Origin of the sequence: Mycobacterium sp. 1165178.9 (assembly GCF_001673555.1) — a bacterium.
GTDB lineage: Bacteria > Actinomycetota > Actinomycetes > Mycobacteriales > Mycobacteriaceae > Mycobacterium.
In genome coordinates this window covers 1-14951 of the sequence record NZ_LZMB01000273.1, presented here as the reverse complement: position 1 = coordinate 14951, position 14951 = coordinate 1, and the positions used below count along the sequence as shown (strand labels likewise).

Genomic DNA, 14951 nt, shown 5'->3' with positions numbered 1-14951 from the left:
CTACACCCAGGCTTCTGTACGTGAACCCGGCGACGGTGGTGACGTGCCCACCGGACGTGCCGCCCGGTTCCTCGCCCTCCAGCAAGAGGTCATCAAGCAGGACTTCTTCACCTGGGAGAACATGAAATACCTGGAGAAGCCGAATCTGGCTCCCGAAGAGGCGCACGACTACGCGGCCCTGCGCCGCTGGGCGCACCGCTTCTACCCGGGCGAGGAGCCCTCACCGTCCGACTTCGGTTACGGCGCCGACGGCGAGCCCGACCCCGCGGCCGCCAAAGCTTGATCAAAGTCAGACACGCTGATGTGCGCTGACCGCAGCGGGCCCGCGCAGCCCTCCGATTTCGGCGTCGACAGTTTCACCGTGCCGGCCGTGCTCGATCACCGCGCGAGGCAGTACCCCGATCGGGTGATGATGTCGATCGCCGGTGTCGACGTGACATTTGAGCAGATGCGCCAGCGGTCCTGCGCCGCGGCAAACATGTTGACCGACTTGGGTGTCGGGCGGGGTGACCGCGTCGCGTTGTTCACGGGCACGTGTCCGGAGTGGGTGTACTTCTGGCTGGGCGCCGCACGAATCGGCGCGGTGAGCGCGGCGGTCAATGCCGCGAACAAGGGCGACTTCTTACTGCACGCCCTTCGCCTGTCACGGGCCAAGGTGATGCTGACCGACGCCGAGCGCCGGCCCCGGGCCGCCGAAATTGCCGACGCGGTGGAGACCCTGACAAGCGTTGTGGTGCTGGATGATTCACTTACGGCAGCGCTGGCTCAGAACGCGGAAAGTGCGGCGACCGATAGCCCAGGGTATCCGGGCGACCTTGGCTGCTTGTTCTACACGTCAGGCACCACCGGCCCATCCAAAGCGGTCGCCACGACATGGCATTACCTGTTTTCGGTGGCCGCAACCGTAGCGTCGGCTTGGGAATTTCGTGAGGGCGAGGTGCTGTGGACGGCGATGCCGCTGTTTCACCTCAGCGCGGCGCCCAGCATCTTGGCGCCCATGCTGGTAGGTGCGACGACGGTGCTGGCCGGGGCTTTTCACCCCGGCGAGGTGTGGGATGACATACGCGCCCGCGGTGCCATCGGATTCGCCGGCGCCGGGGCGATGGTCTCGATGCTGCAGAATCTTCCTGCGGATCCGGATGACGCACGGCTACCGCTGCGGTTCATTTCCGCCGCGCCGATCGACGCGAACTCCTACCGCGACATCGAAAAGCGCTACGGCTGTCGCATCGTCACGATGTACGGGCTCACCGAGGCGTTCCCCATCGCGGTCAAGGCGCTGGCCGACGCCGGGGTTCCCGGAACGTCGGGACGGCCCAATCCCGATTTCGAAGTGCGGATTCTGGACGAGCGAGGAACCCCGATGCCCACTGACACAGTGGGTGAGATCGTTTGTCGGCCCAAGCATCCGCACGTGATGAGCGAGGGATACGTCGGCGGGGATTCGCGGATAAAGCCGCATCCGGAATGGTTTCGCACCGGCGACCTCGGGCGGCTCGATGGCGATCAGAATCTGACCTATGTGGACCGGATCAAGGATGCGTTGCGCCGGCGCGGTGAAAACATCTCGTCGGTCGAAGTGGAGCGCGTCGTCATGTGTCATCCCGCGGTTGTCGAGGCCGCCGCGGTCGGCGTGCCCAGCGAGCTGGGGGAGGACGATGTTCTGGTGGTAGTCACGCTGCGGCCCGGCGCCACACTGGATTTCGTGGAGCTGCTCGACTTCTGCGCGGCGCGCATGCCCTATTTCTGCGTGCCGCGATTCGTGGAGACCGTCAGCGAACTCCCGAAGAATGTGATCGGCCGGATACGCAAGGACTTATTGCGCGAACGGGGCGTCAGTCCGAACACGTGGGATCGTGAAAGTAGGGGGTATGTCGTTAGCCGTTAGGTTCCGATACTGTCACCTAATAGTCGATAAGTTGCCTTAGTGTTCCGTCAGCCCATTGTTGGCAGTCATTCCCGAGAGAGGCTGGAAAGCGATGACCATGACCTATCAGGAACAGCAAATGCTTCAAGCCGCCACCGGACGCGCTGCCATCCTGGACCTCGATGCCCGGCACAATCGGGCCTTTTCCGAAGGCGACCGCGACCGCTGGATCTCCACCTTCCGGCACTCCGGTGCGAGCTACACCCGCGACGGTGAGCTGTTCAACGACCTGCGTTCGGCCTTCGACGGTGGTGATGGCCAGCGACTGGTAACGGTCGATCACGAAATCCGCGTCGACGGGGTGAACGCGACTCAGCATTGTGTCGCCGTGCTTTTCGCCGCCATGTATGGCGACACCGTGCTGCGCGCCACCGGAACATTTCGCGACAGTCTGATCTACGAGCGCGGCGGCTGGTACTTCACTTCCCGTACGTTGCAGTGGGATTCGGTCCCGAGTCGGCACCCGCTCGTCATGTGAGCGCGCCGATACGTGGATCAGGATTTCGCTCAGCGGCTGGCCTTCGGCACGTACGACGATGCGCTGCGGATGGTCGGTGCGAAAGGCGAGCCCCGCACCGCCGCCGCCGCGGTCAGTGCCGCACGCATCCAGCTGTTCGCCGCTATGGTCCGCGACGGCAATCGCTCGTATTGGGATCCCGAATTCGCCCGCCTGCACTGGGGAGGTCTGCTGGCGCCGCCGGCGCTGTTGGTGGGCTGGCTGATCGCACCGCCATGGCAACCAGGCGGTAGGAGGGCGGGTTCATTGATCGCCCTGCGGGTGCCGCTGCCCGGCACCACAATCATCAACGCGGCCAACGAGGTCGAGTTTCCGCAACCCATCGTCGAAGGCGACGTGCTGACCGTGGTTGACGAGCTGGTTTCGGTGTCGCCGGAAAAGCGCACGCGGCTGGGAGTCGGCCATTTCGTCGAGACGTTGGAGACCTATCGTCGGCAGGATCAAACCGTGGTGGCCACCTGTCGCAACACCTTGTTCCGGTTCACTCCGGGAGCGTCCGCGTGAGCGCCGACGGCCTGGACTGGCACCAGATCTCCGTTCCCGTCGACCTGCCCGAGGTGATCGATTACATCAGCTACCAGCGGGTGGTGGAAAACGCCGGGGCGACGTGGGACTATTTTCCCGGCCATTTTGATCCGGAATACGCTGCGGCTCAGGGCAACCCGGCGATCTACGTCAACACGATGCACCTGGCCGGATTCGCCGACCGCGTCGCGACGGACTGGGCGGGCCCGCGCTCGCGCGTGGTGCGGCGGTCAATGCGGCTCGCCGGGTCGGTGTATGCCGGTGACACGATGGTCGGCCGCGGCAGGGCCGTGGCGAAGCGCCGGGACACCTCGGTGGAGCCGCCGCGTTGCCTGGTCGACGTCGAAATCCAGGTGACCAATCAGCACGGCGCGCTGTGCTGCCCGGTCGAGCTGACCTTGCACGTGCCCGAATTCCCCCGCGACGGCGATGGATGACGTCGGCGAATTGCACTTGGCGGTATGCCGTCGCTTCGGTGCGGCCGTCGCCGCGGCGAACGGCAAATGGGACCGTCCATCGCCGTGTGATGAGTGGGACGCGCGAGGAGTGCTTGAGCACGTCATCGGTTTTCATGACGCTCTTCTGTTGCGCCCCTTGGGTTTGAAGCCTGACCGGCCACGCGGCGACCCGCGGGCGCGATGGCAACTCACCTATGACTCGCTGACGGAGGCTCTTGGATCCGGGGGAGCGACGCGGCTCGATGAGTACCGGTTGATGCCGAACCTGACCCGTGATGTCTTGGTGCATACCTGGGACCTCGCCCGCGCGGTGGGCGCCGACGCCGCTTTGGACCCCGCGTGGTGTGAAATGTTCTGCGCGAGCCTACCGGAAGATCCGCGGGCGTCGGCCGCGTCTGGAATGTTCGGTGCGCCGGTCGCGATCGACGACGAGACCGATTCGCAGGGAAGGCTTTTGGCGCGGCTTGGTCGCGACCCGTTGTGGAGACCAAAAACTTTATAGGGGCGGCAGCTGGCCTTTGCAGATCAGCGTCTGCAGCTCGACGTACTCATGCAGCCCCTCCGGCCCGAACTCGCGCCCGATGCCAGACTGCTTGAAGCCGCCGAACGGTGCACCGATGTCCAGGGTGTACATGTTGATGCCGTAGGTTCCCGTTCGGACGGCGGCCGCGACGTCCAGGCCGTGTTGGATATCGGCGGTCCACACCGAACCGGCCAGGCCGTAGTCGGTCTCGTTGGCGATGCGGACCGCGTCGTCCACGTCACGGTAGCGAAGCACGGTGAGCACCGGACCGAAGATCTCCTCCCGGGCGATGCGCATGTCGTTGGTGGCATCGGTGAACAGCGTCGGCTGCACGTACCAGCCGCGCTCGGCGGGGCTATGTTCGCCACCGAGCACAACGCGGGCGCCTTCGCTGCGGCCCGACTTGATGTAGTCCTGGACGCGGCGCTGTTGGCGTTGGGCCACAAGCGGTCCGATGTCCGTCGACTCGTCGGCCGGGTCGCCGACATTCAGCGTGGACATCATGTCGGCCAGCGCGTCGACGACCTCGTCATGCTTGCGGTCGCTGACCAGAATCCGGGTCTGCGCGACGCAGGCCTGGCCGTTGTTCATCAGTCCGGCGGACTTCAGGCCGGCCACCGTCTTGTCGATGTCGGCGTCGTCGAGAATGATCGCCGCGGACTTGCCGCCCAGCTCCAGGCTCACCCGCTTGAGTTGCTCGCCGCACAGGGCGGCGATCCGGCGGCCGACCGCACTGGACCCGGTGAAGGCGATCTTGTCCACCCCGGGATGACGCACTAGCGCCTCGCCGATCTCGGCGCCTCCGGGCAGCACCGACACCACGCCTTCGGGCAGCCCGATCCGCTCGATCATCTCGGCCAACCACAGAGCGTCCAAAGGGGTTTCGGGCGCGGGTTTGATGATGACCGTGCAGCCCGCGATCAGTGCCGGGATCAGCTTGGGCATGATCAAGAATTGCGGCACGTTCCACGGCACGATCGCCCCGACCACCCCGACGGGGGCCCTGCGCAGATGTACTTCGCCGAGCACGCCCTGGCGGCGTTCCTCCCACGGGAACTCGCGGGCGGCGGCCAGCGAGAGGTGGATCAGCGCTACGGCGGCCGCCCCCTGGCCCATCCGGCTGAAGCTGCGCGGCGACCCCATCTCGTCGGTGATGAGATCGGCCATCTCGTCGGCGTGGCCGGCGTAGATGCCGGCGAGCTGTTCGACCTTGGCCATCCGGTCTGCGTGGCTCATCCGTGGCCACGGACCGTGATCAAACGCGCGCCGCGCGGCGGCGACGGCGGCCTCGACATCCTCGGGACCTGCGACTTGGACATGCCCGACCGGCTCCTCGGAGTGGGGCGAGATCACGGCAAGCTGCTGGGGATTGGCGGGCTTGCGCCACTGGCCCCCGATGAACAGCTCGTTATAGGAGCGATGGCCGGAAGTCTCTGTCATCGGGGCACTTCCTCAGGGGATGGACGTGGCCGCTATTTCGCTATTCACGCTAACATAGCGAAAAAAGCAGCGAGGCCCTCTATGACCAGCGATTGGCGCAGTTACCCGTTTCAGTTGGTGCCCGGCGACGGCCAGTTACAGTTCCCCGCCGCCGAGGGCGAGCACCCCGACCAGGAGTCGGACACCTGGTTCATCGCCGGTCAGCTCGAGGCCGCCGAGACCGACCGATCGTTTGCCTTTCTGACCATCTTCAACAAGAACCGGCCCGGCGGAACGGTCGTCGCGGACTTCTACACGATGGCGCTGTTCGACCTCGACACCGGTGATTACGGCACCTTCACGGATTACGACATGCCGCCGGCCAACATGGAGCCCGGTGCCCAGCGCAAGCTGACTATGGCGGTGGGCCATCTCGACATCCACTACCACAGCAGCGCGGGAACCGCGTCGTGGACGACCAGCCGCAACGGCGATGGCGAACTGCTGCCCTACACCTATCGCGTCAGCCTGGTCGGGAAGGATCAGTCCGGGCGGCCCATGCGACTGGATTTGGCCGTAACCCCAACGCGCGCACCGACACCGGTGGGTGCATCGACCTATAACGGGAAGATCGTCTGCTTCGGTCAAAGCGACACCTACTCGTATTTCCAGACCGGCATGGCGATGACCGGCACCCTGCGCTGGGGCGACGTGGTCGAGCAGGTCTCGGGCACGAGTGGGCACGTCGATCGGCAGTGGTTCCCCAAGTACGCCGGCGGCGGCGGATCCGGCGGGGACCCGCGGGCGAGGTCACACGAATGGCGCACGATCAACTTCGACAACGGGGTCGACCTGAGCATCTGGCGCCAGTTCGACCGCGCAGATGGCAATGCGCTGCAACCGTTCACCGGTGTCACGACAAGCCACCCGGACCCCGCAATCGCGCCTGAGTGTGCCGAAGACGTCGAGGTCACGGTCAGCAGCTATGTGCGGTGGCCGGAGGCCATCCGGCCGCTGGTGCGCCCTCTCGCGCCGGCCCGGTACATGCCCGACCGGCACCGGATCATTTGTCCCACTCTGCAATTGGATCTCGTCGGAGAGCCGCTGGTGGCCGCCCCGGCGCACGGGCTGCCGATCGAGTACATGGAGGGCCCCTATCGTTATCACGGGACCATGTGGGGAAACCCGGTGACGGGCTTCGCGTTCAATGAACGCTCGCTGGCTCTGTACCGAGATTGGGAACTCGTCGAGGTGCTGTCGACGACTGTCTCGAGCCTGGCACCGCCGAAGCCCGAACTGCAGGCCATGGTGGACCAGGTCGGGCCGCTGGTGGCGGCCGGCCGGCGCAAGGATGCCGTCGAGCTGCTGTTCAACGTGACGCCTGCCGAAAATGACATGCTGGCAAAGCTTCTCGACGATCTGATCGCGGTCCTGTCAGCCGACGTCAGCTGACGGGGACAACGCCCGGGCCCACGTGATGTGGCGATGCTGCAACCCGGGCTCGTTGCGGCCGAACACCAAGTGATCGCGGACCCCGGACTCGAGGTTGGCTTGCAGCCCCTCGACCAGTCGGTAGTCCTCGTCGCGCACGGTGGCGTGCGCGTATTCGAAGACGGCTTGGGCGCCGGCGGCCACCGACTCATCGGCGAGGTCCTGCGGTGTTGCGTTCTGGTGGACGGTGATTGACCTACCAGGCCGATCCCCGGGGTAGACGCGGAACAGTTCGCCGTTGGCGATGGTCACCGACAGCACGATGTTGGGGAACAGCGCATAGATCACCACCATGTTGTGGAAGGGATTCCACTGATCCTCGGGCAAATTGTCGAGCTCCAGGATGGTGTTGAGCGGGAAGATCAGCCGGTGGTGGGGTCCGTAAGAGTCGAAGACCGTGCAGTTGCTACGTGCGATGGTGGCGAACGTCTGCTGATGCACAGTGGCGAAATGGTAGTTCTCGGCGAAGGTGTCGATCGCCAGTTTCCAGTTGATGGGGCAGTCCAACACCTTCTCGCCGAGCGGTGACCAGCGGCCGATGCCCCACGAGTCGAGTTCCTCGGCGAGCGGGCCCAAGTGTCCCGCCACGTCCAACGTGGATCCGGGATCCAATGCCACCCAAAGGAATCCGGCGAATTCGGTGGCCGGGAGTTCGGTCAGACCGTCGGACTTGACGGTAACGTCCGGGAATCCCTCGCGTCCGGGAACTGCCACCAGGCGACCGGTGTTGTCGTATGTCCAGGCGTGGTACGGGCAGGTGAACCGCTTCGCGGTGCCGCATCCGGTCACCACCTGCGACTGGCGGTGCAGGCAGACGTTATTGAACGCCTTCACCGTTCCCTCTGATGTTCTGGTCAACACGATGGACCGCCCCATCACCGTTTTCGTGCAATACGAACCCGGGGCGGGAAGTTCCGAGACGTAGCCGACCAACTGCGGACTGGCCAGCAGCATCGCCCGATCACGGTTGTGCCGCTCGATGCCGGTGTAGTCACGCGCGTCGACCGTGTGTTGGGCCGGAGCGAGATCAGTCGTCTTGTCCCGCGCCAACTTCAACGCGCGCCGCGTCAAGTCTATGAGCTGGTCGTGTTCCACCTGAACTCCGATCGCAGTCAAGCGCTCTCGCTAACTGTATTAACTTTATAGTGACAATAAATTAAGGCCAAACGCCGCCCTAGCGCGCTACGGAAAGCCCGAGATAGCGGTGCGGCTGCCCAACCGCCGGCGCTGGCAACCCATCGGACGGATGGTGGACACGCTGGACAACGTCAACGCCTGACGGAAATGAGGCGCCTCCAGCGCGGCGCCCCATGATCCGCTCGCTGCTGAGCCTGATGGCGGTGACCTGGTCCTACGCGATGTTGGGCGCGGCGGGCGCGCTTCAGCGCCGATGAGGCGCCGTGATGCAGATGTGATCTTTGTGATTGGCGTGACATATGGGATCTCTGTCGTACTCTGTGGCTTGTGTCATCCGTTTCGCGACGCGATCTGCTGAAATTCGCGGCCGCTACCCCGGCCGTGCTCGGCCTGGGCGTCGCGGGCGCGTCGCTGAGCGCCCCGGTGGCATCGGCATCGCTCGGCACCCTGCTGGACTATGCGGCCGGAGTCATTCCGGCGAGTCAGATCCGCGCGGCGGGCGCGGTGGGGGCGATTCGGTACGTGTCGGACCGGCGCCCCGGAGGCAACTGGATGCTCGGAAAGCCGATCCAGGTCAGCGAAGCGCGCGACCTCGATAGCAACGGGCTCAAAATCGTGTCCTGCTATCAGTACGGCAAGGCCAGCACCGCGGACTGGCTGGGCGGTGCCAACGCCGGCCTGCAGCACGCGCAGCGCGGGATGCAGCTACACGCTGCGGCCGGCGGGCCCGCCAGCGCGCCCATCTACGCCTCGATTGACGACGACCCCTCTTACGAGCAGTACAAAAGCCAGGTGGCGCCTTACCTGCGTTCGTGGGAATCGGTCATCGGCCATCAGCGCACAGGCGTGTACGCCAATTCGAAAACCATCGACTGGGCGCTGCACGACGGATTGGGCTCCTACTTTTGGCAGCACAATTGGGGCTCGCCCAAGGGATATGCCCACCCGGCGGCCAATCTGCACCAGGTTGAAATCGACAAACGCAGCGTCGGAGGGGTCGGCGTGGACATCAACGAGATCCTCAAGCCCCAATTCGGCCAGTGGGCCTAGCGTCAGATGCCGTTGCTCGGTGCGGCCGGGATGCGGACTCTTAAAAATTCCAGCAAACACTCGTTCGCTCATTTTCCGGGCACGCGCGGGGGGCGGATCGCGGTCAGCCGCGCCCGACGGCGCCACGATGGCGTTTTGTGACCAAAAATTTTTATGTAACGATTCGATAACAAGATAGCTTTGATCTGCGCAGTTATAGCTACTCGACCGTAACCACCTGCATGCAGCGGGTTTGTTAATCGGCTCCTCGCCGCCGGTGAAACCGCGTGTTACCCAGGACACGGTTACCCATGCGTAGAACTCACCAGTAACCGATCAGCACGGGAAACGAGGGTCGATCCTTATGACACTCTTAGTACAGCCGATGGAGTCCGTCGCGCCGCTCAGCGCCACTCGAGCGGTCCGCCGACAACACACCGGCCGGCCGTTTCCCGGCTGTGATTCGACGCGGAATCGACAGGACCCCGCCCTGCGGTGGTGAACCGCCAGACGAACGAGACCTAAAGACGCATACAGGGGAGACAGACAAGGTGACGATCCACGAGCACGATCGGGTGTCCGCTGACCGAGGCGGGCAAGCTCCGCAGGGGAGCAAGAACCCCCAAGCCGGGGACACCCTCGCTCTTGTCGACCGACTGACGGCCGGCGAGCCCTACGCCGTGGCATTCGGCGGCCAGGGCAGCGCCTGGCTGGAGACTCTCGAAGAACTGGTGTCCTCGGCCGGCATCGAGTCCGAGCTGGCCACCCTGGTTGGTGAGGTCAACCTGCTCCTGGAACCCGTAGCCAAAGAGCTGGTCGTGGTGCGGCCGATCGGCTTCGAGCCGCTGTCGTGGGTACGTGCGTTAGCGGCCGAGGATCCGGTCCCATCGCACAAGCACCTGACTTCGGCCGCGGTGTCGATTCCGGGGGTGCTGCTCACCCAGATCGCGGCCGTGCGTGCGCTGGCACGGCAAGGCATGGACTTGAAGGCGACGCCCCCGGTGGCCGTCGCAGGACATTCCCAGGGTGTGCTCGCCGTCGAGGCGCTGAAGGCCGGTGGTGGCCGCGATGTCGAGCTGCTGGCAATGGCCCAGCTGATCGGGGCGGCCGGGACGCTGGTGGCTCGTCGGCGTGGCATATCGGTGCTTGGCGACCGCCCCCCGATGGTGTCGGTCACCAACGCCGATCCCGAACGCATCGGCCGGCTGCTCGACGAGTTCGCCCAGGACGTTCGCACCGTGCTGCCGCCCGTCTTGTCCATCCGCAACGGCCGCCGTTCGGTCGTCATCACCGGCACCCCGGAACAGCTGTCCCGCTTCGAGCTCTACTGCCAGCAGATCTCGGAGAAGGAGGAAGCCGACCGGAAGAACAAGCTGCGCGGCGGAGACGTCTTCGCGCCGGTCTTCGATCCGGTGCAGGTCGAGGTGGGCTTCCACACGCCCCGGCTGGCCGACGGCATCGACATCGTCGGCAGCTGGGCCGAGAAGGTCGGCCTGGACGTCGAGCTGGCCCGGCAGCTGACCGAGTCGATCCTGGTGCGTCCGGTCGACTGGGTGGAGGAGATCACCCGGGTCAACGACGCCGGGGCGCGCTGGATCCTCGACCTGGGGCCGGGCGACATCCTGACCCGGCTGACCGCGCCGGTGATCCGGGGTCTTGGTGTGGGCATCGTCCCCGCGGCGACCCGCGGCGGGCAACGCAACCTTTTCACCGTGGGTGCTGTTCCCGAGGTGGCGCGGGCCTGGTCCAGCTACGCTCCGACGTTGGTTCGCCTGCCCGATGGCAGGGTCAAGCTCTCGACGAAATTCACCCGGTTGACCGGCCGCTCACCGATACTGCTGGCCGGCATGACCCCGACCACCGTCGACGCAAAAATCGTGGCCGCCGCTGCCAACGCCGGGCACTGGGCCGAGCTGGCGGGTGGCGGGCAGGTCACCGAGGAGATCTTCGCCGACCGTATCGAGCAGATGTCCGGGCTGCTCGAAGACGGCCGTACCTACCAGTTCAACGCGCTGTTTCTGGACCCGTACCTGTGGAAGCTGCAGGTCGGCGGCAAGCGGCTGGTGCAAAAGGCGCGCCAGTCCGGCGCGGCCATCGATGGTCTGGTGATCAGCGCCGGCATCCCCGATCTGGAGGACGCCGTCGACCTGATCGAGGAGCTGGGCGAGGTCGGCATCAGCCACGTCGTCTTCAAGCCGGGCACCGTCGAGCAAATCCGCTCGGTCATCCGCATCGCGACCGAGGTGTCCACCAAGCCGGTGATCGCGCACATCGAGGGCGGACGCGCCGGTGGCCACCACTCCTGGGAAGACCTCGACGACCTGCTGGTGGCGACCTACTCCGAATTGCGGTCGCGCTCCAACATCACCGTCTGCGTCGGTGGCGGCATCGGGACGCCGGAGCGGGCGGCCGAATACCTGTCCGGACGCTGGGCGCAGACGTACGGCTTCCCGTTGATGCCGATCGACGGCATCCTGGTCGGCACCGCGGCGATGGCGGCCAAGGAGGCCACCACGTCGCCGTCGGTCAAGCGGATGCTGGTCGAAACCCAGGGCACCGATCAGTGGATCGGCGCCGGAAAAGCCTCCGGCGGAATGGCTTCCAGCCGTAGCCAGCTCGGTGCGGACATTCACGAGATCGACAACGGCGCGTCGCGGTGCGGCCGGCTTCTCGACGAGGTCGCCGGTGACGCGGACGCGGTCGCGGAGCGCCGCGACGAGATCATCGCGGCGATGGCCAAGACCGCCAAGCCGTACTTCGGCGATGCCGGTGAGATGACCTACCTGCAGTGGTTGCAGCGTTACGTCGAATTGTCCATCGGGGACGGTGATTCCACCGCGGACACCGCGTCGCCGGGCAGTCCGTGGCTGGCCGACACCTGGCGCGACCGTTTCGAGCAGATGTTGCAGCGGGCCGAAGCCCGTTTGCATGCGCAGGATTTCGGTCCCATCGAGACGCTGTTCGACGGCTCCACTGACGACGGCGTGCGCCTGCTGGAAAATCCTTCCGAGGCCATTGCCACCCTGCTGGCGCACTACCCCGACGCCGAACGCGTGCAGCTGCACCCGGCCGACGTCCCCTTCTTCGTCTCGCTGTGCAAGCTGCTGGGCAAGCCGGTCAACTTCGTGCCGGTGATCGACAAGGACGTACGGCGCTGGTGGCGCAGCGATTCGCTCTGGCAGGCGCACGACGCGCGCTACGACGCCGATCAGGTGTGCATCATTCCGGGTACCGCGGCCGTGGCCGGCATCACCCGGATGGACGAGCCCGTCGGTGAACTGTTGGACCGCTTCGAACAGGCGGCCATCGACGAGGCGCTCGCCGCCGGAGCGGAACCCACGGCGGTCACCTCCCGGCGCACCGGCCGCGCCGACGTCACCGGACCGCTGGCGGTCGTGCTGGACGCCCCCGATGTGCAGTGGGCCGGCCGCACCGCGACCAACCCGGTCCATCGAATCGCCGATCCCTCCGACTGGCTGGTGCATGACGGACCCGAGAGCCGCCGCGCCACGCATTCGTCCACCGGGGCGCAGCTTCAGGTCGACGGCGACCGCGTCGTGCTCAGCGTTCCGGTGTCGGGCACGTGGATCGATATCCCATTCACGTTGCCGCCCAACACTGTTGACGGCGCGACCCCGGTGGTCTCCACCGAGGATGCGGCCACGGCGATGCGGGCGGTACTGGCCATCGCCGCAGGGGTCGACGGGCCGGAGTTCTTGCCCGCGGTCACCGACGGAACGGCCACGGTCACGGTGGACTGGGACCCCGAGCGGGTCGCCGACCACACCGGCGTCACGGCTACCTTCGGAGAACCGTTGGCGCCCAGCCTCACCACCGTGCCCGACGCACTCGTCGGGCCGTGCTGGCCCGCCGTCTTCTCGGCGATCGGCTCGGCCGTCACCGACGCCGGTATTCCGGTCGTCGAGGGCCTGCTGAGCCTGGTGCATCTCGACCACGCCGCCCACATGGTCGGCAAGCTGCCGAACATCCAGTCGCCATTGACGATCACCGCGACGGCCTCGGTGGCCATCGACACGGACATGGGGCGCGTCGTTCCGGTCTCGGTCACCATCGCCGACCCCGACGGTCAAGTGATCGCCACCCTGGAGGAGCGCTTCGCCATCCTCGGGCGCACCGGCGCCGCCGAACTGACCGACCCGACGCGCGCGGGTGGGGCGGTCTCGGCAAACGCGACCGACACCCCGCGTCGGCGCCGCCGCGACGTCGCCATCACCGCCCCGGTCGACATGCGGCCGTTCGCGGTGGTCTCCGGTGACCACAACCCCATCCACACCGACCGCGCCGCCGCGCTGCTGGCCGGCCTGGAATCGCCCATCGTGCACGGCATGTGGCTGTCGGCCGCCGCCCAGCACGCGGTGACCGCCACCGATGGTCAGGCGCGCCCGCCGGCGCGGCTGATCGGGTGGACCGCCCGCTTCCTGGGCATGGTTCGGCCCGGCGATGAGGTCGCGTTCCGCGTCGACCGGGTCGGAATCGACCAGGGCGCCGAGGTTTTAGAGGTCGCCGCCCGCATCGGATCGGATCTGGTGATGTCGGCGACGGCACGGCTGGCCGCCCCGCACACGGTCTATGCGTTCCCCGGACAGGGCATTCAGCACAAGGGCATGGGCATGGACGTGCGGGCCCGGTCCAAGGCCGCCCGCAAGGTGTGGGACAAAGCCGACAAGTTCACCCGCGACACGCTGGGCTTCTCGGTTCTGCACGTGGTGCGCGACAACCCGACCAGCATCATCGCCAGCGGTGTGCACTACAACCACCCCGAGGGCGTGTTGTACCTGACGCAGTTCACCCAGGTCGCGATGGCCACGGTGGCCGCGGCGCAGGTCGCCGAGATGCGTGAGCAAGGCGCCTTCGTCGAAGATGCGATCGCGTGCGGCCACTCCGTCGGCGAGTACACCGCGCTGGCCTGCGTGACCGGCATCTACGAGCTGGAAGCCTTGCTGGAGACGGTGTTTCACCGCGGGTCGAAGATGCACGACATCGTGCCTCGCGACGAGCTGGGCCGGTCCAACTATCGGCTGGCGGCCATTCGCCCCTCACAGATCGACCTGCCCGACGACGAGGTCCCCGAATTTGTCGCGGGAATCGCCGAGAGCACCGGCGAATTCCTGGAGATCGTCAACTTCAACCTGCGCGGGTCACAGTATGCGATCGCGGGCACCGTGCGCGGGCTGGAGGAGCTCGAGGCAGAGGTGGAGCGGCGCCGCAAGATCACCGGCGGCAAGCGCTCGTTCATTCTGGTGCCCGGTATCGACGTGCCGTTCCACTCGCGTGTTTTGCGAGTCGGTGTGGCGGAGTTCCGGCGATCGCTCGACCGAGTCATGCCGCGCGACAAGGATCCTGACGTCATCATCGGGCGCTACATCCCCAACCTGGTGCCGCGGCCGTTCACGCTGGACCGCGACTTCATCCAGGAGATCCGCGACCTGGTGCCGGCCGAGCCGCTCGACCCGATCCTCGCCGACTACGACACCTGGATCGCCGAGCGCCGGATCGAGATGGCGCGCATCGTCCTCATCGAGCTGCTGGCGTGGCAATTCGCCAGCCCCGTGCGCTGGATCGAAACCCAGGACCTGCTGTTCACCGAAGAGGCCGCGGGCGGTCGAGGCGTGGAGCGGTTCGTCGAGATCGGGGTGAAGTCCGCACCGACCGTCGCGGGCCTGGCCACCAACACCCTAAAGCTGCCCGAATACGCCCACAGCACAGTGGAAGTCCTCAACGCAGAGCGCGACGCGGCGGTGCTGTTCGCCACTGACACCGACCCCGAGCCGGAGCCCGAGGACGAGCCGGAGGTAGCCGCCGAAACTGCGTCGGCGCCGGAAGCGGCCTCGGCCGCACCCGCCCCCGCCGCCGCGCCGACCGCGCCGTCGGGTGCGGCCCGACCGGACGACATCGGATTCGATG

General features: G+C 66.3%; 10 protein-coding genes and 1 pseudogene. 9 read left to right on the top strand and 2 right to left on the bottom strand.

Annotated elements, in window-relative coordinates:
• The 6 genes and pseudogenes from A5652_RS11955 to A5652_RS11930 form a co-directional block, all read left to right on the top strand.
• Window positions 1-283, top strand: a pseudogene (locus tag A5652_RS11955) (aromatic ring-hydroxylating dioxygenase subunit alpha); the annotation flags it as partial.
• Between the two features lie 18 nt (window positions 284-301).
• Window positions 302-1888: an AMP-binding protein gene (locus A5652_RS11950; protein WP_067350959.1), complete on the top strand. Its 1587-nt coding sequence runs from the start codon at window positions 302-304 to the stop codon at window positions 1886-1888.
• Window positions 1889-1979: 91 nt separating this feature from the next.
• On the top strand, window positions 1980-2405 hold the full coding sequence (locus A5652_RS11945; RefSeq protein WP_067350956.1) for a nuclear transport factor 2 family protein: 426 nt from the start codon (window positions 1980-1982) through the stop codon (window positions 2403-2405).
• A gap of 12 nt (window positions 2406-2417) precedes the next feature.
• Window positions 2418-2948 (top strand): MaoC family dehydratase N-terminal domain-containing protein, encoded by a 531-nt coding sequence (locus A5652_RS11940; protein WP_067350953.1) that lies wholly within the window; start codon window positions 2418-2420, stop codon window positions 2946-2948.
• Window positions 2945-3406 carry a MaoC/PaaZ C-terminal domain-containing protein gene (locus tag A5652_RS11935; protein ID WP_067350951.1) on the top strand — a complete coding sequence of 154 codons (462 nt, stop codon included), beginning with the start codon at window positions 2945-2947 and terminating at the stop codon, window positions 3404-3406. Before A5652_RS11940 ends, A5652_RS11935 begins: the two co-directional genes overlap by 4 nt.
• Entirely contained in the window at window positions 3399-3929 is a 531-nt protein-coding gene (locus A5652_RS11930) for a maleylpyruvate isomerase family mycothiol-dependent enzyme (RefSeq protein WP_067350948.1), read from the top strand. The genes A5652_RS11935 and A5652_RS11930 overlap by 8 nt, the downstream gene beginning before the upstream one ends.
• Here the strand turns inward: A5652_RS11930 and A5652_RS11925 are convergent.
• Window positions 3924-5390 carry an aldehyde dehydrogenase gene (locus A5652_RS11925; protein WP_067350945.1) on the bottom strand — a complete coding sequence of 489 codons (1467 nt, stop codon included), beginning with the start codon at window positions 5388-5390 and terminating at the stop codon, window positions 3924-3926. The two genes, A5652_RS11930 and A5652_RS11925, sit on opposite strands and share 6 nt — an antisense overlap.
• Window positions 5391-5471: 81 nt before the next feature.
• Here A5652_RS11925 and A5652_RS28075 point away from each other — a divergent pair, with 81 nt between their 5' ends.
• Window positions 5472-6821 (top strand): secreted hydrolase, encoded by a 1350-nt coding sequence (locus A5652_RS28075; RefSeq protein ID WP_067350942.1) that lies wholly within the window; start codon window positions 5472-5474, stop codon window positions 6819-6821.
• Here the strand turns inward: A5652_RS28075 and A5652_RS11915 are convergent.
• Window positions 6804-7955 (bottom strand): aromatic ring-hydroxylating dioxygenase subunit alpha, encoded by a 1152-nt coding sequence (locus tag A5652_RS11915; RefSeq protein WP_067350962.1) that lies wholly within the window; start codon window positions 7953-7955, stop codon window positions 6804-6806. The two genes, A5652_RS28075 and A5652_RS11915, sit on opposite strands and share 18 nt — an antisense overlap.
• A 369-nt stretch (window positions 7956-8324) precedes the next feature.
• On the opposite strand from A5652_RS11915, the gene A5652_RS11905 reads away from it, so the two are divergent.
• Window positions 8325-9047: a DUF1906 domain-containing protein gene (locus A5652_RS11905; protein WP_067350939.1), complete on the top strand. Its 723-nt coding sequence runs from the start codon at window positions 8325-8327 to the stop codon at window positions 9045-9047.
• Window positions 9048-9577: 530 nt separating this feature from the next.
• On the top strand, window positions 9578-14951 hold a 5374-nt coding region (locus tag A5652_RS11900; protein WP_156745291.1), incomplete at its 3' end, for a fatty acid synthase subunit beta domain-containing protein.

Coding starts and splice junctions, on each gene's coding strand:
- A5652_RS11930 (WP_067350948.1), top strand. CDS start 3,399: ATGGATGACGTCGGCGAATTGCACTTGGCGGTATGCCGTCGCTTCGGT.
- A5652_RS28075 (WP_067350942.1), top strand. CDS start 5,472: ATGACCAGCGATTGGCGCAGTTACCCGTTTCAGTTGGTGCCCGGCGAC.
- A5652_RS11950 (WP_067350959.1), top strand. CDS start 302: ATGTGCGCTGACCGCAGCGGGCCCGCGCAGCCCTCCGATTTCGGCGTC.
- A5652_RS11925 (WP_067350945.1), bottom strand. CDS start 5,390: ATGACAGAGACTTCCGGCCATCGCTCCTATAACGAGCTGTTCATCGGG.
- A5652_RS11945 (WP_067350956.1), top strand. CDS start 1,980: ATGACCATGACCTATCAGGAACAGCAAATGCTTCAAGCCGCCACCGGA.